This is a genomic window from Nitrosomonas ureae (assembly GCF_001455205.1).
Lineage (GTDB): Bacteria > Pseudomonadota > Gammaproteobacteria > Burkholderiales > Nitrosomonadaceae > Nitrosomonas > Nitrosomonas ureae.
The window spans coordinates 1448038-1468838 of record NZ_CP013341.1 but is presented as its reverse complement, the minus strand read 5'-3'; the positions used below and the strand labels follow the sequence as shown (position 1 = coordinate 1468838).

The window sequence follows — 20801 nt, the reverse complement described above, 5'->3', positions numbered from 1 at the left end:
CCATTGACATCACAGTTTCTCTATTTTTACTTCACCAAACAAAGCGCCTAGTGCGACTGTTTTAGGATGTGCACATGCGATACGAACACAATTAGACGGCAATTTTTCATCTAATCCAGCTTCAAGCTGCACAAGCCCTTCTCCTTGCTTAATTTTTATTTTATCACCTACGACAATACCTAATTTTTCCAACATTCCACCCGTCATCCAGACCTTGGGCGATTCAGCATCGTGTGTAACCTGTAGAGATTCAGCCCTACGAACAATCGGGTCTGCTTGATAAATCGGCACTTCCCCAATACGCTCGATACCTTCTTTCTCAACTATCGAAATGGCTACCTCAAAGGTTTCTAAACTATTATTCAAATACCGGCTAATCTCGAACCCATTAGGAAAAATCTCCGCACGTATTTGCTCTGTTGTTTCATATTCGAATTTTTCCAGCTCTAGCAAATTAGCTAATACACGCAATACCTTCCATGCAGGTCTAGCTTCACCTAATGGCGAAACTACTCCATTAAAACTCTGCACCCTGCCTTCTGTATTAACATAGGTTCCTGATGTTTCAGTAAATGGCGTAACTGGCAGTAATACATCTGCATAATCTTTAGCATTTCCTTGGTAAGCACTCAATGACACCACGAACTTACTTGTTTTAATTGTTTCTACTGCTTGTTGCGAATTATAAGAATCATATTCCGGTTCTGTATTCATTAATATAAAAGCACTGCATCTTTCGGCTATTCGCTCATTGTCGAATCCAAACATTTGAGCAGCATTCAATCCAGATTCTATATGATCCGATCTTTCAAAAACTGAGAATGCTGTAGTTGTGGAGTTAATTTCCGGTATGGCACCGGCAAGATAAGCACCTACACTATTGGCAGCCTCACCCAATACGCCATAACTTGCACCACTTATTTTAGCAATCAATCCGGCAAGCCAATTTAACTTCGCATAATCAGGGTGGTGTTGCGCGATATTACCCAAATAAATTGCAGCCGGTGTGCTTTCAATCAAGCTAGATGCAATAGCAGTATCAGTTGTGCTCGGAACATCTAACGAATTAAGGATTCGTTTCAACTCATCCGTTTGCTCTATTCCTTTTATTTCAACCACAGCTTTTGTAATCTCAGCCAAAGTTCTGACCATTAAGCTCGGAGCAACGATTATTTTGTTTGCAACATCAACTAACAGATCATCATCTACTGGATTTACAATATTCATTTTCATGCCATTCTTAACAGCCTGTCGCAAGCGCTGCGCTATAAGGGGATGATCTTTACGCAGCGTACTGCCGATAATTAAAACTGACTTTAGTTGCGAAATATCTGCAATGCTAGTACCCAACCATGGAATACCCTGCATTTTCTTGTCTGCACTAAAGTCGGATTGACGTAGGCGATGATCAATATTGTTACTCCCCAAGCTTCGCAATAATTTTTGCAACAAATAAAGCTCTTCCATAGTGCTATGCGCAGATCCTAATGCAGCAATTTTATTTGCACCATATTGATGTTTTATTGCCTCAAGAGTCTTGGCTGTAAATTCCAGTGCTTCTTGCCAATCACACTGAAACCATTCACCATCACGTTTGATCATGGGGTGTATTAATCTGTCTTCAGAATTCAACCCTTCATAAGAAAATCGATCTTTATCAGATAACCAACATTCATTAATTTCCTCATTGTCTCGAGGAAGCACCCGCATCACACGATTTTGTTTAACTTGAACAACAAGATTCGACCCTAAGCCACAATGCGGACTAATTGATTTTCTGCGAGATAACTCCCATGTACGAGCCGAATAACGAAATGGTTTACTGACCAATGCGCCAACAGGGCAAAGATCAATCACGTTGCCCGACAATTCAGAATCGACTGTTTTACCGACAAACGCAAGTATTTCCGAATGCTCGCCACGTCCAGCCATACCAAGCTCCATAATCCCGGCGATTTCCTGACCAAACCGAACACAGCGCGTGCAGTGTATACATCGCGTCATATCTGTTGATATCAATGGTCCCAAATTCTTGTTAACAACCACTCGCTTCGCCTCGGAGTACCTTGATCCGCTCGAACCATACCCCACAGCCAAATCTTGTAGTTGGCACTCACCGCCTTGGTCACAAATAGGACAATCTAGTGGATGATTAATTAGCAAGAACTCCATTACACCTTTTTGCGCAGTCACGGCTTGCTGAGAATGCGTATATACCTTCATTCCATCCATTACTGGTGTTGCACAAGCGGGCAACGGCTTTGGTGCTTTTTCTACTTGCACCAAACACATACGACAATTAGCTGCAATAGATAATTTTTTGTGATAGCAGAAATGTGGAATGTATATACCAACTTGCTTTGCACCATCCATAATGGTGCTCCCTTTGGGTACAGATACTTGCTTACCGTCGATTTCTATATTGACCATCGGTTAAAATTCTTGTGTTAATCACGAATAATTAAATTGACGCGCTCTGAATTATTAAATTACTAATAATTAGATCATGCATTTTTTATGTTCTATATGGTAAGCAAACTCGTCACGAAAATGTTGAAGCATCGCCCGGACAGGCATGGCTGCAGCATCGCCCAAGGCGCAAATAGTCCGTCCCTGTATGTTGTCAGCAATATTATCTAGAAGATCAAGATCTTCAGATCGACCCTTACCATGCTCAATGCGATTGACAATACGATAAAGCCAACCAGTCCCCTCTCGGCAAGGCGTGCATTGTCCGCAAGATTCTTCATAGTAAAAATAGGACAGGCGTTCCAGTGCTCTTACCATACAAGTCGTCTCATCCATGATGATAACAGCACCTGAACCAAGCATTGATCCTGCTTTAGCGATGGAATCGTAATCCATATCTGTTTGCATCATGATATCGCCAGGCAATACCGGCATTGATGATCCGCCGGGTATACATCCTTTCAATTTTCTTCCGCCGCGCATGCCACCAGCCAATTCCAATAATTTTGCAAAGGATGTACCGAGTGGTATTTCATAATTTCCTGGCTTATTGACATGGCCCGATACTGAAAATATTTTTGTACCACCATTATTGGGTTTGCCAAGCTGAAGATACTTCTCCCCACTGTTACGAATTATCCAAGGAACTGAAGCAAATGTCTCAGTATTATTAATAGTAGTCGGCTTTCCATAAAGACCGTAATTAGCAGGAAAAGGCGGCTTAAAGCGCGGTTGACCTTTCTTGCCCTCTATTGACTCTAATAATGCCGTCTCTTCTCCGCAGATATAGGCGCCATATCCATGATGATTATACAGTTGAAAGCTAAATGCTGAACCTAGAATATTATTTCCGAGATAACCAGCTGCTCGAGCTTCTTCCACGGCCTCTTCCATCCGTTCGTATGTTTCCCATATCTCTCCATGGATGTAGTTATAACCCGCTTTTACGCCCATCGCATACGCTGCTATTACCATACCCTCGATCAGTATATGAGGGTTATATCGTAAAATATCACGATCCTTAAAAGTTCCCGGTTCTCCTTCATCTGAATTGCAGACTATATACTTATCGCCTTCATAGCCTTTAGGCATGAAGCTCCATTTCAATCCTGTAGGGAACCCTGCTCCACCACGACCACGCAGTGCTGACTTCTTAACTTCCTCAATAACTTCTTCAGGAGTTATTTTTTTTATTAATATTTTCTTTAGAGCCGCATATCCTTCGCGTTTCTCATAGCTTCTAAGCCGCCAATTCTGAGAATCAGATGGATCAACCCCATTCATTAAAGTCTGTGGATACTGATTCATTCGCCCAGTTCCTCCAGCAATCTATCGATCATTTCTTCAGACATAAAACTACACATACGTTTATTATTCACCAACAAGACCGGCGCATCTCCACAGGCTCCAAAACACTCTCCCTCTTTTAGGGTAAATTTCCCATCTGGTGTTGTTTGATTGAATTCAATGCCTAATTTTTGTTTTATATATTTTGCACTGTCATTACTACCCGATAAAGCACAAGGTAAATTTGTACATATCGTTATTTTGTACTTACCTGCTGGCTCCAGATTGTACATATTATAAAAAGTGGCTACCTCATAAACCGCGATTGGCGGCATACCCAAATATTCAGCGACAAAATTCATTGTCTCATTGGCTAACCAGCCTTTTTCTTCTTGCGCGATTGCGAGTGCTGACATAACAGCTGATTGTTTCCGGTCGACCGGATATTTAGCGATCTCACGATCTATTCTTTTAAGAGATTCAGCACTTAACATTGTTATCTATCTATCTCACCAAATACTATATCTTGCGTACCAATAATTGCGACTACATCTGAAATCATGTGCCCTCTGGACATTTCATCTAAGGCAGCCAAATGCGCAAAACCGGGCGCGCGTATTTTCAGTCGATATGGTTTATTGGCGCCATTAGATACCAGATATATACCGAATTCACCTTTGGGATGCTCAACCGCAACATAAGCCTCACCCGGAGGCACATGAAAACCCTCTGTAAACAACTTAAAATGATGAATCATTTCTTCCATATTTTGCTTCATCTCGACTCGAGATGGCGGTGCAACTTTATGATTATCAGTAATAATCGGACCTGGGTTCTTACGCAACCAATCGACACATTGCTTAATAATGCGATTTGATTGACGAAACTCTTCCATACGTATCAAATATCGATCATAACAATCGCCATTTACGCCAATAGGTATGTCGAAATCAAGACGATCGTAAACCTCATAAGGTTGTTTCTTCCTTAAATCCCATTCCACACCAGATCCGCGCAACATTGGACCAGTAAATCCTAATGCTTTAGCACGCTCAGGAGAGACAACACCAATATCAACCAAACGCTGCTTCCAGATCCTATTATCCGTCAACAAAGTCTCATATTCATCGACATAAATTGGAAAGCGATTGGTAAAATCCTCAATAAAATCTAATAAAGAACCTTCTCTATTTTCATTCCGTACACGAGTCTGTTTTTCGCTATGTATTTTTGAAGACTGGTACTTAGGCATGGAATCTGGCAAATCGCGGTACACCCCGCCAGGACGATAATAAGCAGCATGCATTCGAGCACCTGATACTGCCTCATAGCAATCCATCAAATCTTCTCTTTCGCGAAAAGCATACAAAAACATCGTCATAGCACCAACATCAAGCGCATGTGCACCAATCCAAAGCAAATGGTTTAGAATACGAGTAATTTCATCAAACATTACGCGGATATATTGCGCTCTAATGGGCACTTCAATTTGCAACAACTTCTCTATGGCCATCACATAAGCATGCTCGTTGACCATCATGGAAACATAGTCTAACCGATCCATATAAGGGACTGATTGGATATATGTTTTATTTTCTGCCAATTTCTCAGTCGCACGATGCAACAAACCAATATGCGGATCTGCACGCCGAACAACTTCTCCGTCTAATTCCAGAACCAACCGAAGCACACCGTGAGCTGCCGGGTGCTGCGGTCCGAAATTCAAAGTGTAATTACGTATTTCAGCCATAAGTTACTTTTTGCTTGAAAACTCTTTAAAAAACACAATTCAAGGTGAGATCCTCAGGACTCACTATCCCCATAGTATTCCTCACGTATCACGAGCGGTGTTATCTCTCGCGGCTCAATACTAACAGGTTGATAAATAACACGTCTCTGTTGTTCATCATATCGCATCTCAACATGCCCAGTTATCGGAAAATCCTTACGAAAAGGATTCCCGATAAACCCATAATCAGTCAATATACGACGCAAATCCGGGTGATCGGCAAAGACAATACCATAGAGATCAAATGCCTCACGCTCAAACCAATTAGCAGCAGGCCATACTTCTGTAACTGAGTGTACGACAGGAAATTCATTATTCTCTGCTAAAACTCGGACGCGCAGCCTTTGATTTCGCTCGATCGATAGCAAATGATAAATTACTGCAAAACGTCTATCTTTCAAGTCATATTTAACTGACAGATCATCACCATAAGTTAAAAAATCAATCCCGCACAAATCGATCAAAGTATCAAACATAAGTGCCGTGTCATCACGCAATACTTTACTGACTCCCAGAATATCCTCGGCATTTACTACGATGGTTAATTCACCTCGCTGCATTTGCAGATTAATTAATTTATTCTGCAGCAATCTCCGCAATATTGCAGCAAGAGTTTCTTGTTGAATAGTAGACATACTAATTAAAATTTAGCGCGCGATTGTGTTAGTACGGTTAATCTTATTCTGTAGCTGAATGATGCCATACAACAAAGCTTCCGCGGTCGGTGGGCAACCAGGCACATAAATATCAACCGGCACTATACGATCACACCCACGAACTACCGAGTAAGAATAATGGTAATACCCGCCCCCGTTCGCGCATGATCCCATAGATATTACCCATCGGGGCTCAGCCATTTGATCATAGACCTTACGTAAAGCAGGTGCCATTTTGTTACATAACGTTCCGGCAACAATCATAACATCCGATTGACGTGGGCTTGGACGAAATACTATTCCAAAACGATCAAGATCATAACGAGAAGCTCCTGTTTCCATCATTTCGACCGCACAACATGCCAACCCAAAGGTCATTGGCCACATAGAGCCGGTTCGCCCCCAATTAATAATCGAATCCAGACTAGTAGTAATAAAACCCTTTTCAAGCGTTCCTTCTATACCCATAACATTAATCCCACTCTAACGCACCTTTCATCCATTCGTAAATAAATCCCACCACCAAGATGCTTAGAAAAATCATCATTGCTAGAAATCCAAACAATCCAATTTCATCTAGTACAATCGCCCATGGAAAAAGAAACGCAATTTCTAGATCAAATAAGATAAACAATATTGCTACCAAATAGTAGCGCACATCAAACTTCATCCGCGCATCTTCAAAAGCCTCAAATCCGCACTCATAAGGTGAAAGCTTTTCACTATCTGGATTGTTCGGCGCAAGTAGCCATCCACAAAGCATGGGTACAACTCCTACCAGAAAACCAACAATAAGAAATAATAGTATCGGAAAATAGTTCTCAAGCATCTTAAATTTATACGTTATAGTTTAAAGGAGAATCAACTACTGCACATGGTGCCGACGGCGAGACTCGAACTCGCACAGCTTTCGCCACCGCCCCCTCAAGACGGCGTGTCTACCAATTCCACCACGTCGGCGGCAAAACCATGCTTTATCTTATCACTAAGCTTCTATACTAATTCTATTGTCGAAGTGTTACTCAGGTATTTTGTTAACTATTGAGCTGCCATCATCTTCAAACATATTGTCATCAAGTCCAGAAGTCGATGATTCATTCACTTCTGTCCCTGCAGCACTCCCAGTCTCGTCCAAACCATCCATGATACTACCCATTACACTTCCCCCCGAAGTTTGATTCATCGAGAAATAGGTTAAGCTCAAGCTCGTGACAAAAAACATTGCTGCAACAAAGCTTGTAGCACGACTTAAGAAAGTAGCTGAACCACTCGCTCCAAACAAACTACCTGCTGAACCACTACCAAATGCAGCCCCCATATCTGCGCCTTTACCATGCTGCAATAATACCAAAACTATTAATACGATCGCTAGCGAAACATGCGCAGCCCAAACCAAGATTTCCAACGTTATACTCCAAAAAATTTAATGACGTAATGCGCGACAAATTGTTATAAAATCATTTGCAATAAGCGAAGCGCCACCTATTAAACCACCATCAATATCTGGCATAGCAAATAGCTCAGATGCATTACTGCCTTTAACGCTCCCGCCGTAGAGAATAATCACTTGATTTGCCACATTCGAATTCTGCTTAGCTAAGCCTTCCCTAATAAATGTATGTACATCTTGCGCTTGTTCTGGCGATGCAGTTATACCTGTTCCAATGGCCCAGACCGGCTCATAAGCAATAACGGCCTTGTTTAGTGACTCGATTCCTGCCAAATTAATGACCGACTTTAATTGTTGCTCAATGACTTGCTCAGTATTGTAAGCTTCACGTTGCTCCAATGTCTCTCCAACGCATAAAATTGGAATTATTCCGGCGTTTTGAGCTGCCACAAATTTTTCTGCAACCACATTATTGTTTTCACCAAATAGCATTCTTCTTTCCGAATGCCCTACAATAACATATTGACACCGAAAATCACTCAACATTGATGCTGAAACTTCTCCTGTGTACGCACCCTTTTCATATTGACTCACGTTCTGAGCGCCCCAAGCTATACTCGAACTCTGCAATTGGTTTTGTACAGACGGCAGATAGAGGTAAGGCACACAAACGGCGATAAGATCTTCGTGCAATCCGTCTAAACTAGAGATTACCGCATCAAGTAGCTGTTTATTCTCTAACAAATTACCGTGCATCTTCCAGTTACCAACAACCATCTTTTTACGCATTTTGCTTCTGGCTCCGACTTTCCGAAATGGGCGATGCTACCCTTGATTCTTTATCAAGTCAATTACACAGCATCGGCGCCACTCATATAATTATTCCATGCATTATGTAGATTTTTATCCGATGCGTGACAAAATAAACTACTGTTGCAGGTACAACCTAGATAGAAAAATCATCTCCGAAGAAGAGATTAAACCTGCAAGAAACTAAAAAACTCGATTGCTTATTTAAACAATTGCTATTCATTAACCAAAACGACCAGTAATATAATCTTCGGTTTGCTTATTTTTAGGTTTAATAAATATTGTATCTGTTACATTAAACTCAATTAACTCGCCTAAATACATATAAGCAGTGTAATCCGACACTCTCGCTGCTTGCTGCATATTGTGAGTAACAATGAGTATAGTAACTTTAGTCTTTAAGTCGGTAATTAATTCTTCAATACTAGCCGTCGCTATTGGATCAAGTGCAGAGGTTGGTTCGTCAAATAGCAAGATCTCCGGATCTGTTGCTAAAGCACGAGCAATACAAAGTCTCTGCTGCTGCCCTCCTGAGAGGTTAAAAGCTAGATCGTGTAAACGATCTTTGACTTCATCCCATAACGCCGAATTGCGTAAAGCTATCTCTATTTTTTCATCTAGAATTGCTCGCTGTTTAATCCCTCTTACACGCAATCCATAAGCTACATTCTCATAAATTGATTTAGGAAATGGATTTGGCTTTTGGAACACCATACTTATCCTCATCCGTACTTCAATCGGATCAACATTCGAGGCTAAAATATTTACATCATCAGGGTACAAAATTATTTCGCCGTCATAACGATTACCTGGATACAAATCATGCATACGATTAAAGCATCTCAAGAATGTCGACTTACCACATCCAGATGGACCAATCAGTGCTGTAATTTTTTTATCGTGCAACACCATATCAATATTCTTAAGCGCATTAAATTCTCCATAGTAAAAGCTGAGGTTCCTTACTTCAGATTTATATTGAGCAGACTCTGCAATTTCTTTCGATATATGCATCATTTTACCATTTAATGTTTTTCCGCATTCTGTAGCGTAAATAAATTGCCAACCCATTCATGGCAAGAGTCATAATGACTAAAACCAAGCCTGCTGCAGCCGCATTCAACTGAAAAGCTTCCTCTGGTCGTGACACCCAGTTAAACATTTGTATTGGCATCACTGTAAAAGGAGCCGTGAGCCACTCAAAAGATATAAATGGAAATTCATTTTTTACTGGAGATGGGGGTAAAAAAGCAATAAACGTCAATGCTCCAATCGTAATAATTGGAGCAGTTTCACCAATTGCTCGGGCCAAACCAATAATAATTCCTGTTAGAATTCCTGCAGCTGAGTATGGCAATAAATGATCCGAAACTGTTTGCCACTTGGTTGCGCCCAATGCATAGGCTCCTTCTCGTATGGTAATGGGAATTGATCGTATCGCCTCGCGTGTAGCCACAATAACAACCGGCAGAATCAATAACGCTAAAGCTAATCCAGCTGCCAAGATACTCTGCCCAAAGCCTAATTGATACACAAACAATCCCAATGCAAGCAAACCATATATAATTGAAGGAACACCCGCCAAGTTGGTGACATTTATCTCAATGATCTCGGTCAACAAATTCCGGGGGGCGTATTCTTCCAAATATATGCCTGACCCTATTCCCAATGGCACCGCTGCTACTGCCGTTACGAGCATAACCAAAGTAGTACCAACCCAAGCAGATAAGATGCCGGCAGACTCTGGGCGACGTGATGGAAATGATGTAAAAAACTCCCAAGATAAGCGTGGCAAACCATCGATCAACATATGTGCAAATAAGGCCACAAAAGTCATTATCGCGATCATTAACGCAATAATGCCAGTGATCATAAAAATCAAGTCCCATCTTTTATGCAGGCTGATGATTCTTCTAATTTCTTCGAGGCTTTTCCCGCTTCTCATTGTATGCTTCCACTAGCAAACATCTTAAGAAATTATCTATCGCAACAAAACGCTAATAATCAAAATTGTCTCCAATTCATCAATAAATCTCGCGATATCGTTTCCGCAACAAATGTCCAATGATATTAAATACGAGTGTTATTAACAGTAAAGTCAAGCCAGCAGCGAATATAGTCTGGTAACCGATACTTCCATGCGGCAAATCTCCTAAACTTACTTGAACAATATAAGCTGTAATTGTTGCCGCAGGTTCCATTGGATTCCATGTCAAATTCGGCTGCATTCCAGCGGCAATTGCCACTACCATTGTTTCACCAACAGCACGCGATATGCCTAAAATATATGCAGCGGCTATACCAGAAAACGCTGCCGGCATAACTACGCGAATAGATGTCTGAAAACGTGTAGCGCCCATAGCGTAAGAACCTTCACGCAGATTCATTGGAACCGCGCGCATAGCATCTTCAGTCATTGAACTTACATATGGAATGATCATTATTCCCATTACCAATCCAGCGGATAGTAAATTAAAACCTGGCAATTCCGGGAAAATAATTTGCAACAATGGGGTTACAAATAATAGTGCAAAATATCCGTAGACAACTGTCGGCACACCACCCAATAATTCGAGGGAAGGTTTTGCAATTTCACGCACAGAAAATGGTGCAAACTCAGAAAGATATATGGCAATTATGGTACCCATAGGAAGTGCAACCAGCAACGCAATCAAAGAACTTACTATCGTTCCAGAGATTAGCGGTAGTATTCCATAATGAGCATCATCAAATAACGGTGTCCACTGCGTATCCGTTAAAAAATCCCAGATAGATACTTGCCGAAAAAAAACTACCGACTCCTTCACAAGCATCACAATGATTGCAAGCATAATTGCAACCGAAAGAATTGCTGACAAGAATAAAAAAGTTTCTATAAATCTTTCATGCAAATGCCGACGAAAGCTATATCCAAGTTTTCCAGCATAAACCAATTTATTTTGTGACTCTTCTGCCACAGTAAAAGCCCTTCTATAAATTGAAGCATTATAGTAAGAGAGTTGTTAACTGATGAACAAAATTCAACTATTAATCAGCACTAATCTATGATTAATGCTGATCTACTTCAAAACGATTCTTATTAATACCGAATTACTTCACACAAGACTATTACTTTCTGAGTATTAATAATAATTATCAAATAACGATTATTTCTTTTTGAGACAATTTTTATATCCTACCTCTCCTCTGGAGATATGCCATCTCCAAAGCTTTGGCACCTATGACCTCTTAAGCGTGAAGGGAATTATTCGTCATCGTCATCCTCTTCATCATCATCCTCTTCGCTTGCGGTTACCTCACTAGCACTATCCTCGTCTTCTTCCTCATCTTCTTCGTCGTCTTCATCTTCTTCATCTTCGTCCGGCTTCAACACCATCTTGCCCGCAGCCAAACTCGCATTCAGATCCGTCATCGGCGCTTCCTCATGCACCAGATTCTGATGACAGTCTATACACGTCGCTCCTTCCGTTTTCATCTTCTTATGCGCTTCCTGGGCATCCGCTCCAGGCGGATTCGGATCTCTATGACAGTCACGGCATGTTACACTGTCCCATTTCTTCAAATTCATCCGCGCATCATGCGCCATAATCAGCCGACGCTCATTAAACTTCTCCAACGTCGAATAATCATTAACCAATTCCAAATAAAGCTCTCTCGCACCATCTACCGCATGCGTATATAACGCTAAATGAAAATTCTTGAATCCTTGCGGTATATGACAGTCCTTACAGCCAGGATTCACCCCTAGTGCCCCATAATGAGTCGATTCCTTGAGTTCCGTCTGCGTATATGTCATCGAGTGACAGCTGGTGCAGAATTCTTCGGTAGATAGCGCCGCTTCTCCTCCAAATACCACCGCTACCAGCAATATCCCCAATAACCCGCCTGTCAGTAGTGTCCCTATCGCACCTTTCTGTAAGCCGCTCATCAGTCTTTTCCTTTTTTATCTTTTTTATCTGCCACTTTCTCTTTGGCATTCGCTTGAAATTCATCATGAAACTTGAACTTGGGTTCCCCTACGAATGTACCATCAAGCTTGTAATGCTCATGCATCGCTTTGACATCCTTCACCATCTTGTCAAAATCAAATGTGTATTTCGCGTCAACTTCCGGAGTAAATGGCGTATAGGGAGCTTTCGCACCTTTCCATGGCGAACCTTCGTAGTTTAAATGACAAGCACTGCAAGCTTCTTCAAAATGAAAGTCTTGCCCTTTGTCTGCCAATACTTTGCGTTGCATGGTAGTGCCTTTGCTTTCAAAGGCCTGACCTCCCTTACGGTGATCTCCCCGATAGCTCTTCCCAGGTCCATGACAGGATTCACAACCAACTGCCGCTAGCGGCTTCTTCGGTGTTTCTACCGTATAGCCACCTTTCTTGCCCCATCCATCAACATGACAGCCTACACAGTCCTTGTCTTGCGTGTAGTCCTTATCCGGATCCAGCTTCGCTTTTATCTTAGCTTCCTTGCGTGTGCCCGGTTTTAACGATTCCATCGCTTTGGCATGCGCCGTGTCATTCCATGATTTAGCTTGCGATTTGTGACATGAACTACATTTCGTACGACCTTCAAAATCCGCCGCCAACACTGTGCCCGAGAAAAATGCAGTCATCGCCAGTATGGCCAATATATGGGTTATCGCGTGTTTCATCTCTCCTCCTTTATACTTTTTTAATTCAAATTTTATGGGTTCGTATTGTACGCTATCATCGTTTTGTGTAAATGATTATGTGTCCGCTTTTTTGGGAGTTTTATTGTCGCTCAAGGCTATTTTTTATTTCTAAGGTAGCTTATATACCCAATAGCCTCCTTGTTGGTAGATCAGTTGCGCCAGATCTTGTTCCGTCGGCGCAGTCTTATCTACAAATGGCAGCATCCTTGCCAACAACGTCTGACTACTTTCTTCATCACTCAGGAAAAATACTCTGATCTCATTGTCTGAAACAGATTGCAGTGTATAGGTGTCAAAATTATTTTCCTTAACTTGCACTTTCATTTGATTGATCATGCCATGCATATTCCCTGTCATCGGAAAATTCTGGTAGGCAACGCCTATACTTTCCGGGTACATGAGCCCTAGTTTATAGACATCGGTCACGTGTACAATCAGGTAGGTCTCACGATCAGAACCAATCAGTTGCCGCAGTTGCTTAATACCGTCTTCCGCTGGTGCCGCCAGTGCCCGACTGAAGTGTTTAAATCGTTCCAATTCCACCGAATCCGCTTTGCTTTGCCAGAATTGTTTTTCATACGCCTGGATCTCTTTGCTGTGCTCCAGCCAAGGAGCCGGTATCATGAGGGGTTCGTTCAGGTGATGAGTAAAAAACGTGTCGTGCCCTGTAAGCAGTTTGATTTGCCGGGAGGTGTCCCACCAGGATAGTATCAGCGCATCTTTCGGAGCGTACTTGCTGATCGCCTCGGCCAGAACAGTAAGCTCCGATGGCTTTCTGTCAAAATTGTAGAGCACTTCATTGGTGCTATTCTTCCAGTAGATCAGTACCGGCGCTCCATCATTTTGCCTTGCAACAATGAATTCAGCGATCGGCTTGCCTACTCCGTCAGCTTGTACTTTGTACTGACCAAGCTTTAAATCCGGCCAACCTGTCAAATCTATTTTACTAAACTTGCTGCTGTCGCTTTCTTCTACCAATTGATATTGATAGGGAGCCGGTATCGGTTTAAACCAAAGATACACAAACCAGCCCAATAAAAGCAATCCTCCCGTCACCAGAAAAATTCCTAATGACGGGAGCAGCCTGTCTCCTGACCGCACCACCGGAGCGGCGCGGTCTGTCGTGTCAGCGCCTATCAAGCTTCACTTTGCTTACGTTTGCGCCAACCCGCCAAGGCCAGTGTTCCGGCGAGCAGCATGCCGCCACCTAAACCACCCAGTGAGATCTTCTCAGCTGTGCCGTCCAAGTCAAGTAAACTGGTGCGTTTCGATTCAAGATTCTTCACCCGTTCCTGCAGTGCAATCATCTCGCGGATACGAGTATTTTCGTCTTGAATTTCAACATACGCACGGTTAATCGGACCCCAGCCTTCCGTATAAGTCCATCCACCCGGATTTACGTGCGCCAAGCCTACATGCATCTTCGCCAGGTCATTTTCGTGCATTTCCAGCACCTTGAGCTCAATCGCCGCAGGGCTGTTGCCTTTCGACCAGAACAACTGTGCAAAATATGCATAGCCTTCTTTCTCCGGTGGCGGTGGAGCAGGACGATTAGTTTTTTGGCCTGTCAACAAACCTTCCTTGTACAGTGTATGCACAATTTCATTAGCTTCCTGATACTTAGCCAACCCTTCCAGCGTGCCTTTGTCCATCAATTCCAAATATGAACGTGCAAAACGCTCCGAGTGACATTGGGTACAGGTAACCACCCACGAGTCTAAACGAGCTTCCGACCATTCGCTATTAATGTTTTCCGCTATACCTGGAACAAATGGATAGTTCGCCCACCGAATCTTCCTTACCATGTTATGGCTATATTCACCTTCGTATTCCATGTGACAACCCGCACAGGTCGGTGCATTTTGACCGCCCAGTTCATAGGCGTCTTTCAACTGTACTTCCCAGTTCCATTTGTCTCCCAGCATCGACACCATCTTGCCGTGCTTGGACATGGAGTAAGCTTCCCAGTTGTTGTGATCCACACCACTATGGCAAGTGGCACACGCTTCCGGCTTACGCGACTCCGCAGCTGAAAATTCATGGCGCGTATGGCATGAGTCGCATTTGTTCTGATTCGTATGACACATCGAGCAGCCTTCAGCTACTTCGCGTTGCGGCATCGCTGCCCAAACAGTGGTTTCTACGTTGGCTTTATAGTCCAGCGCGTGCGAAGGGCGTCCATCGGGCCATTGGCCGTGCGGCCAAATCATCGTGTCACGTTCCGATTCCCGTTCCACAAATTCCTGCAAGTGACATTTACCGCATACATCCGCTGTCGGCATAATGATGTCTTTGGTGTGATCCGCTTTCTTCTTCGCATTAACATCCACGTGACAGTCAATACACCCCACTTCCTTCAGGTTCTCGCCTTCCGCCAATTTACCCAAAGAGCGCAAATTCTTCTCTACGTCCTCAAGCTTGCCTTTCTTATAAAAGGTAGGGTCATCCGGCTTAAGATTACGAATCTTGTCTAAATTCGCATGGCTACTACGCTTCCATGCCTGAACCCATACCGGCGATTCATCCGTGTGACATTCTACACATTCCTTCCGGCTCGCTATCTCTTTATTCGAAGTCGGCGATTTGTAAAATGTCGCAGGATCCAAATATATTCCATACGGTATCGGTTCCCAATACTGCGCCATCGTTCCAGGCCCCGCTCCTTGCTCAGGATCCTTGTAGCGCTTCACCACCGCTTCGTATACTTCCTTCGGCGTCGCCTTCTCACGATCCAACTTCAATGCTTCATACAATTCGTCCGGAACGCTCGGTATGTTCGCATGCGCCGTCCCTATCAGCATAGCTCCTAACAGCCCCGCTATTACCCCAGCCCATCGCTTGGCTTTCATCTTTCTCTCCTTTGGTTTTCCATAATTTTTTTCCCTTCTTATCTTCCCGGCCTCTCAAAAGACCACCTTCCTTCGCTTCATAGCCCCCAACCATCCATCCAACTTCAACAGATAGCCCCTCCCTTAGACTACTTAGTCAGCCTTGTACTGTCAAGGGTTTTTGACAGACAAAATTAAACCACAAAAACTTCTTGGCACCTATCTCTTAATCGATTCAATAAATTAATTGTGTGACTAACACCATACAATTATAGGTTAAATTATACGGATGCTTCAGATGCTTTTTTGCGTCGCATAAAATAAAAAGCAGCCCCACCGCCCGCTATAACCAATAGCGCAATCTCCATTAACCCAATTCCACCCCCATGGCTACCGTGCCCCCCACCTTTTCCAACATTTAATGGAATCTTTACTACTGTCTTAACATTACCCGCATCATCCTTTCTTTCCAAATGAATAGCATACTGACCTTTTTCCTCGATATTAGCTGCGACCACAATAATTCCTGATCTATGCATCTCTGGAGGCATATATACGATGCCATGCTCAGTGATTTCATGCTCCATATGTTCACCATGTTCCATACCCTCATGCCCCGAATGATCATCTACAACTGCCGGTTTATGATTGATGGCAGCACTACTATGCTGCTCTCCGCTATGCCCACCATCATGCCCCTCTTTTACCAAGCGTACGGCTAAAAGCATTTGGCGCGCCTGTTGGGGCAACTCAACAGTCAAATTCACCTTACCGGTATTAGGCAAATTTTCGCAGAATGAATGCATGGGTGGTATACCACCTTCAGGTACTTCATACGCACTAAATGTTATTGGAAATTCACCCGTTTTAATCGTACAACCACCTGCATCATGATGCCCTTCATGCGCCAGCATCAACTGCGCATGCACGGGCAATACCAGCAACGAGGCTAAAATCACACCACCAAAATTTGTTACCCAAATATTCCTAGAAACTGCCTTCATATTCTCTCCAAATTATATTTGCATCTATCTGCGAACCCAATCTATTAATGTATGCTCAGTTATTTCAGCCGAACAACGAACAAATTAAGCTCGGGATTGTATAACAAAAATTTTAGAATATTAATCGAAATTAAAATATTTGTAGCGTAAATACTTATTGTTTGGCAACGAGTATTTTTCAACGGACTCTTCTTCCTTCCACCATTCCTTGGCTAATGAGCCGAATGAAGTAATACTTTTAGAAATGAATACACCGTACACGAATCTCTCGTATTCGCTTAAAAGTATCGGTTCTATACTGTGTTTCAAGCTAAAATTATAATAAAATGCTAAGAATCTTTAAGTCTTCTTAAAATTATTCATTCTGCTTTTCATGAAAGGTCAATATGAAAAAAATTGTTCTCCTACGCCACGGAGAAAGCACTTGGAATCAAGAAAATCGATTTACTGGTTGGACAGATGTTGATTTAACCCCCACCGGCATTCAAGAAGCTCAAAGTGCCGGACAGCTTTTACGCGAGCATGGATTTACATTTGATATCGCCTACACATCCGTTCTCAAGCGCGCTATTCGGACTTTATGGATAGTGCTGGACGAAATGGATCAGATGTGGATTCCAATAGAACATACGTGGCGATTGAATGAGCGGCATTATGGCGCACTGCAAGGTCTTAATAAAATTGAAATAGCAACCCAATATGGTGACGAACAAGTCCTGATTTGGCGGCGAAGCTATGATGTCAGACCACCTGCGTTGAACATTGATGATCAACGTTATGCGGGAGCTGACCCACGTTATAAAGATTTAGCGCGTAACGATATTCCTTTAACTGAGTGCCTTAAAGATACAGTTACACGATTTTTACCCTATTGGAACACAACTATTGCACCTCAGATCCAAACTGGCAAGAGCGTGATAATTGCCGCTCATGGAAATTCATTAAGAGCACTTGTCAAATATCTAGATAATGTTTCCGACAATGATATTCTCAATTGCAACATCCCTACCGGTATTCCATTAGTATATGAACTGGATGATAATTTAAAACCAATACGGAATTATTATCTTGGAAATCCAGCTGCTATTCATGAAGCAATGAAGATTGTAGCTAACCAAGGAAAACCAGTTGGTTAATATAGTCCTCTATTTATTCAAGTATATGCATAATGCACATTGCATTAATTCGAATAAATCACACCTTTTGGGAAATTAGTACGTTTAATTTGATTCATATACAGTGTGTTTATTTAGTGCTGGTGGCATGTGTGTTGACTTTTATTTGTCCCCTTTCAGCATCCTCAAGTAATCAAGAAAATCTCAGACTGTTACGTGAACGCATCCAATTACTCCACAAAGATTTAGCTAATAAAGAATCATTAAAGCAAAATACAACGAACACATTACGTAAAACTGAACAAACAATCAATGACATCTCTCACAAATTGACCGAACTCATTGCAAATGACCGGAAAGCCATTGAAGAATACAAACAACTACAAGCTCGGCATCATATAATCAGTGAAGAAATCAAAATCGAACAAAGTCGACTAGAGAAATTGCTTTACCAGCAATATATCGGAGGGCAGCACAATTATTTACACTTACTGTTAAACCAATATGATCCCAATCAAATTGCTCGAAACGCCTATTATTACCAACAATTCGCGTTTGCTCGTTCGGATAGCATTACGGCTCTGAGAAAGAATCAACATGAAATTTTGACGCTCACTGAAATGAGTCGCCACAAGAAAAAAGAAATTGCTGCCATCCAAGCCCAATATCATGATGAGCGCAAAAAACTTGAGCATGAAAAAAACAAACAGCAAAGGATACTATCACAAGTATCTGATAGTATTACTCAGAAACAACAAGAGCTTAACACGCTTAAAAATGACGAAAAACGCATTACTCGCTTAGTTAATGAGATTAATAAGTTCATCGCTCAAGAGAAATCCAGCACCAATTCTCAGATTAATACTAAGCTCCCGGATGCTTCTATAGCAAATACTCCTTTCCCGTCACTCAAGGGTAAATTAAATTTACCTGTGCGCGGGAAACTTGTGAATACTTTTGGAGGTCAACGTTCAGGTAAGCATATAACGTGGAAAGGTCTGTTTATACAAGCGCCTAAAGGCAGCGACGTTAAAGCCATTTCAAGAGGGAGGGTCGTATTTGCTGACTGGTTGAGAGGTTTTGGTAATTTGATAATTTTGGATCATGGAAACAACTATATGAGCCTTTATGGTAATAATACAACACTCCATAAACAAGTAGGTGACATGATTCTCGGTGGAGATACAATAGCCACCGTAGGAAATAGCGATGGTAATGCAAATTCAGGTCTATACTTTGAACTTCGTCATAGGGGCAAACCCTTCGATCCTTTGACGTGGATAAAAATAGAATAATTGCGGTAAACCATTTACACAAATTTGATCAGTGCGGAGATAGCATCATGAGTAATGTAATCAGAAAAACAGGTTTAATTCTAATTGGAGTAATTGCTGGAATTATGCTCAGTTTGAATTTCTCCGCCATTGCCAAAAAAGAAAATATTGAAGCCATCCATCCATTACCAATCGAAGAATTACGCACCTTCGCGCAGGTTTTTGGCCGTATCAAAAGTGACTACGTTGAATCGGTAGAAGACAAAAAACTGATTACTGAAGCTATCAATGGCATGCTTGTTGGATTGGATCCTCATTCTTCGTATCTTGATAAAGACGAATATAAGGAACTACAAATTGGAACACAAGGCGAATTCGGTGGGCTAGGTATCCAAGTAACTATGGAAGACGGTGTAGTAAAAGTAATTTCCCCCATCGAAGACACCCCGGCATTTCGTGCGGGTATTAAAACTGGCGATCTGATCGTCAAATTGGATGACACCATTGTAAAAGGCATGTCGCTCAATGATGCGATCAAGCTCATGCGCGGCAAACCCAAAACCTCGATAAAAATTACGATAGTACGGGAAGGCGAGACAGAACCACTGATTTTTAATTTAGTACGTGACATCATAAAAATTCAGAGTGTCAAATCAAAAATGCTCGAACCCGGCTACGCTTATATCCGAATTACGCAATTTCAAGAGCAAACTGGCGAGAATTTGGCGCAAGCAATCAGAACTCTATTCGGTGAAAACAAGGGAGAAATGAAAGGTCTAATATTGGATTTGCGAAACGATCCAGGAGGATTACTTAATGGGGCAGTTGCAGTCTCGGCTGCTTTTCTGCCGGAAAATGCACTGGTCGTTTACACTGAAGGACGTAGCCCGGACGCAAAAATGAAATTACATGCCAACCCGGAGTTTTATTTGCGCGGACCTGATAAAGATTACTTAAAAGGCTTACCCTCCGCAGCAAAAACCGTACCCATGATTACGCTGGTCAATGGTGGCTCCGCTTCAGCATCCGAAATTGTTGCAGGCGCTCTACAAGATCATAAACGCTCCATCGTTATGGGATCACAAACATTTGGTAAAGGATCGGTGCAAACAATATTGCCATTAGGAAATAATACTGCGATTAAATTAACAACCGCGCGTTACTACACGCCCAATGGACAATCTATTCAGGCACAGGGCATTACACCTGACATTCTGGATGAAACTGACGACAATGATGATCAACGCCTGCGTGAATCAGATTTGAATCGCCACTTGTCCAATGGCAAAAAAACTGAGAAGACAATGACTTCCGGAACAGAGAAAACAGGATCAAAACCTGCAGGTGACAAAAAAGATAAGAAAGATAAAAAGAACAAAGACACAAAAAATAGTGCTCCTCTCGAGTTCGGTTCGGAAGAAGATCAACTATTAAAACAAGCCATGAATTACTTTAAAGGCATTCCCTCATCCCCACCAGAACCCAGTGATGAAAGCGATAGCTGATTA

At 42.2% G+C, this 20801-nt stretch carries 20 protein-coding genes and 1 tRNA gene; 3 read left to right on the top strand and 18 right to left on the bottom strand.

All coding sequences use genetic code 11. The annotated features are described in order from the left end of the window. Positions 1–9: 9 nt before the first annotated feature. The 18 genes from nuoG to ATY38_RS06640 form a co-directional block, all read right to left on the bottom strand. Entirely contained in the window at positions 10–2430 is a 2421-nt protein-coding gene (gene nuoG / locus ATY38_RS06725; RefSeq protein WP_062558629.1) for an NADH-quinone oxidoreductase subunit NuoG, read from the bottom strand. A 69-nt stretch (positions 2431–2499) separates the two neighbouring features. After that, positions 2500–3777 (bottom strand): NADH-quinone oxidoreductase subunit NuoF, encoded by a 1278-nt coding sequence (gene nuoF / locus ATY38_RS06720; protein ID WP_062558628.1) that lies wholly within the window; start codon positions 3775–3777, stop codon positions 2500–2502. Continuing rightward, positions 3774–4250, bottom strand: a complete 477-nt coding sequence (gene nuoE, locus ATY38_RS06715) for an NADH-quinone oxidoreductase subunit NuoE (RefSeq protein WP_062558627.1) — start codon at positions 4248–4250, stop codon at positions 3774–3776. The genes nuoF and nuoE overlap by 4 nt, the downstream gene beginning before the upstream one ends. 2 nt (positions 4251–4252) lie before the next feature. Next, the gene (locus tag ATY38_RS06710; RefSeq protein WP_062558626.1) at positions 4253–5506 is read right to left on the bottom strand and encodes an NADH-quinone oxidoreductase subunit D; all 1254 of its coding nucleotides are present in this window, start codon (positions 5504–5506) and stop codon (positions 4253–4255) included. Positions 5507–5559: 53 nt separating this feature from the next. After that, positions 5560–6180, bottom strand: a complete 621-nt coding sequence (locus ATY38_RS06705; RefSeq protein WP_062558625.1) for an NADH-quinone oxidoreductase subunit C — start codon at positions 6178–6180, stop codon at positions 5560–5562. 12 nt (positions 6181–6192) lie between these two features. Continuing rightward, positions 6193–6669: a NuoB/complex I 20 kDa subunit family protein gene (locus ATY38_RS06700; protein ID WP_013648486.1), complete on the bottom strand. Its 477-nt coding sequence runs from the start codon at positions 6667–6669 to the stop codon at positions 6193–6195. Between the two features lie 4 nt (positions 6670–6673). After that, complete coding sequence (locus ATY38_RS06695) at positions 6674–7030, bottom strand: NADH-quinone oxidoreductase subunit A (protein ID WP_062558624.1); 357 nt, start codon at positions 7028–7030, stop codon at positions 6674–6676. A 46-nt stretch (positions 7031–7076) separates the two neighbouring features. Next, positions 7077–7161 (bottom strand) — tRNA-Leu (locus ATY38_RS06690). A 58-nt stretch (positions 7162–7219) separates the two neighbouring features. Further along, positions 7220–7606: a preprotein translocase subunit SecG gene (gene secG, locus ATY38_RS06685; RefSeq protein ID WP_062557486.1), complete on the bottom strand. Its 387-nt coding sequence runs from the start codon at positions 7604–7606 to the stop codon at positions 7220–7222. An 18-nt stretch (positions 7607–7624) separates the two neighbouring features. Next, positions 7625–8380, bottom strand: a complete 756-nt coding sequence (gene tpiA, locus ATY38_RS06680) for a triose-phosphate isomerase (RefSeq protein ID WP_062558623.1) — start codon at positions 8378–8380, stop codon at positions 7625–7627. Between the two features lie 243 nt (positions 8381–8623). Further along, the gene (gene pstB, locus ATY38_RS06675) at positions 8624–9418 is read right to left on the bottom strand and encodes a phosphate ABC transporter ATP-binding protein PstB (protein ID WP_107786128.1); all 795 of its coding nucleotides are present in this window, start codon (positions 9416–9418) and stop codon (positions 8624–8626) included. 1 nt (position 9419) lies between these two features. Beyond that, positions 9420–10346, bottom strand: a complete 927-nt coding sequence (gene pstA, locus ATY38_RS06670; protein WP_062558622.1) for a phosphate ABC transporter permease PstA — start codon at positions 10344–10346, stop codon at positions 9420–9422. A gap of 79 nt (positions 10347–10425) precedes the next feature. Then, complete coding sequence (pstC, locus tag ATY38_RS06665; RefSeq protein ID WP_062558621.1) at positions 10426–11358, bottom strand: phosphate ABC transporter permease subunit PstC; 933 nt, start codon at positions 11356–11358, stop codon at positions 10426–10428. 287 nt (positions 11359–11645) lie between these two features. Then, entirely contained in the window at positions 11646–12329 is a 684-nt protein-coding gene (locus ATY38_RS06660; protein ID WP_062558620.1) for a NapC/NirT family cytochrome c, read from the bottom strand. Beyond that, positions 12329–13051 carry a cytochrome c-550 CycA gene (gene cycA, locus ATY38_RS06655; protein WP_062557487.1) on the bottom strand — a complete coding sequence of 241 codons (723 nt, stop codon included), beginning with the start codon at positions 13049–13051 and terminating at the stop codon, positions 12329–12331. The genes ATY38_RS06660 and cycA overlap by 1 nt, the downstream gene beginning before the upstream one ends. 129 nt (positions 13052–13180) lie before the next feature. Continuing rightward, positions 13181–14212, bottom strand: a complete 1032-nt coding sequence (gene haoB / locus ATY38_RS06650) for a hydroxylamine oxidation protein HaoB (RefSeq protein ID WP_235590251.1) — start codon at positions 14210–14212, stop codon at positions 13181–13183. Further along, entirely contained in the window at positions 14209–15921 is a 1713-nt protein-coding gene (locus ATY38_RS06645; RefSeq protein WP_062557488.1) for a multiheme c-type cytochrome, read from the bottom strand. Before ATY38_RS06645 ends, haoB begins: the two co-directional genes overlap by 4 nt. 260 nt (positions 15922–16181) lie before the next feature. Continuing rightward, on the bottom strand, positions 16182–16904 hold the full coding sequence (locus ATY38_RS06640; RefSeq protein ID WP_062558619.1) for a hypothetical protein: 723 nt from the start codon (positions 16902–16904) through the stop codon (positions 16182–16184). A gap of 386 nt (positions 16905–17290) precedes the next feature. On the opposite strand from ATY38_RS06640, the gene gpmA reads away from it, so the two are divergent. The 3 genes from gpmA to ATY38_RS06625 all read left to right on the top strand — a co-directional run bounded on the left by gpmA (position 17291) and on the right by ATY38_RS06625 (position 20798). Beyond that, positions 17291–18040: a 2,3-diphosphoglycerate-dependent phosphoglycerate mutase gene (gene gpmA / locus ATY38_RS06635; RefSeq protein ID WP_062558618.1), complete on the top strand. Its 750-nt coding sequence runs from the start codon at positions 17291–17293 to the stop codon at positions 18038–18040. A gap of 131 nt (positions 18041–18171) precedes the next feature. Then, complete coding sequence (locus tag ATY38_RS06630; protein ID WP_235590414.1) at positions 18172–19314, top strand: murein hydrolase activator EnvC family protein; 1143 nt, start codon at positions 18172–18174, stop codon at positions 19312–19314. 47 nt (positions 19315–19361) lie between these two features. Beyond that, positions 19362–20798, top strand: coding sequence for a S41 family peptidase (locus tag ATY38_RS06625; protein ID WP_062558617.1), 1437 nt, complete (start codon positions 19362–19364; stop codon positions 20796–20798). Positions 20799–20801 lie beyond the last annotated feature (3 nt).

Coding starts and splice junctions, on each gene's coding strand:
- nuoG (WP_062558629.1), bottom strand. CDS start 2,430: ATGGTCAATATAGAAATCGACGGTAAGCAAGTATCTGTACCCAAAGGG.
- nuoF (WP_062558628.1), bottom strand. CDS start 3,777: ATGAATCAGTATCCACAGACTTTAATGAATGGGGTTGATCCATCTGAT.
- nuoE (WP_062558627.1), bottom strand. CDS start 4,250: ATGTTAAGTGCTGAATCTCTTAAAAGAATAGATCGTGAGATCGCTAAA.
- ATY38_RS06710 (WP_062558626.1), bottom strand. CDS start 5,506: ATGGCTGAAATACGTAATTACACTTTGAATTTCGGACCGCAGCACCCG.
- ATY38_RS06705 (WP_062558625.1), bottom strand. CDS start 6,180: ATGTCTACTATTCAACAAGAAACTCTTGCTGCAATATTGCGGAGATTG.
- ATY38_RS06700 (WP_013648486.1), bottom strand. CDS start 6,669: ATGGGTATAGAAGGAACGCTTGAAAAGGGTTTTATTACTACTAGTCTG.
- ATY38_RS06695 (WP_062558624.1), bottom strand. CDS start 7,030: ATGCTTGAGAACTATTTTCCGATACTATTATTTCTTATTGTTGGTTTT.
- tpiA (WP_062558623.1), bottom strand. CDS start 8,380: ATGCGTAAAAAGATGGTTGTTGGTAACTGGAAGATGCACGGTAATTTG.
- pstB (WP_107786128.1), bottom strand. CDS start 9,418: ATGATGCATATATCGAAAGAAATTGCAGAGTCTGCTCAATATAAATCT.
- pstA (WP_062558622.1), bottom strand. CDS start 10,346: ATGAGAAGCGGGAAAAGCCTCGAAGAAATTAGAAGAATCATCAGCCTG.
- ATY38_RS06660 (WP_062558620.1), bottom strand. CDS start 12,329: ATGAGCGGCTTACAGAAAGGTGCGATAGGGACACTACTGACAGGCGGG.
- cycA (WP_062557487.1), bottom strand. CDS start 13,051: ATGAAACACGCGATAACCCATATATTGGCCATACTGGCGATGACTGCA.
- ATY38_RS06645 (WP_062557488.1), bottom strand. CDS start 15,921: ATGAAAGCCAAGCGATGGGCTGGGGTAATAGCGGGGCTGTTAGGAGCT.
- ATY38_RS06640 (WP_062558619.1), bottom strand. CDS start 16,904: ATGAAGGCAGTTTCTAGGAATATTTGGGTAACAAATTTTGGTGGTGTG.
- gpmA (WP_062558618.1), top strand. CDS start 17,291: ATGAAAAAAATTGTTCTCCTACGCCACGGAGAAAGCACTTGGAATCAA.
- ATY38_RS06625 (WP_062558617.1), top strand. CDS start 19,362: ATGAGTAATGTAATCAGAAAAACAGGTTTAATTCTAATTGGAGTAATT.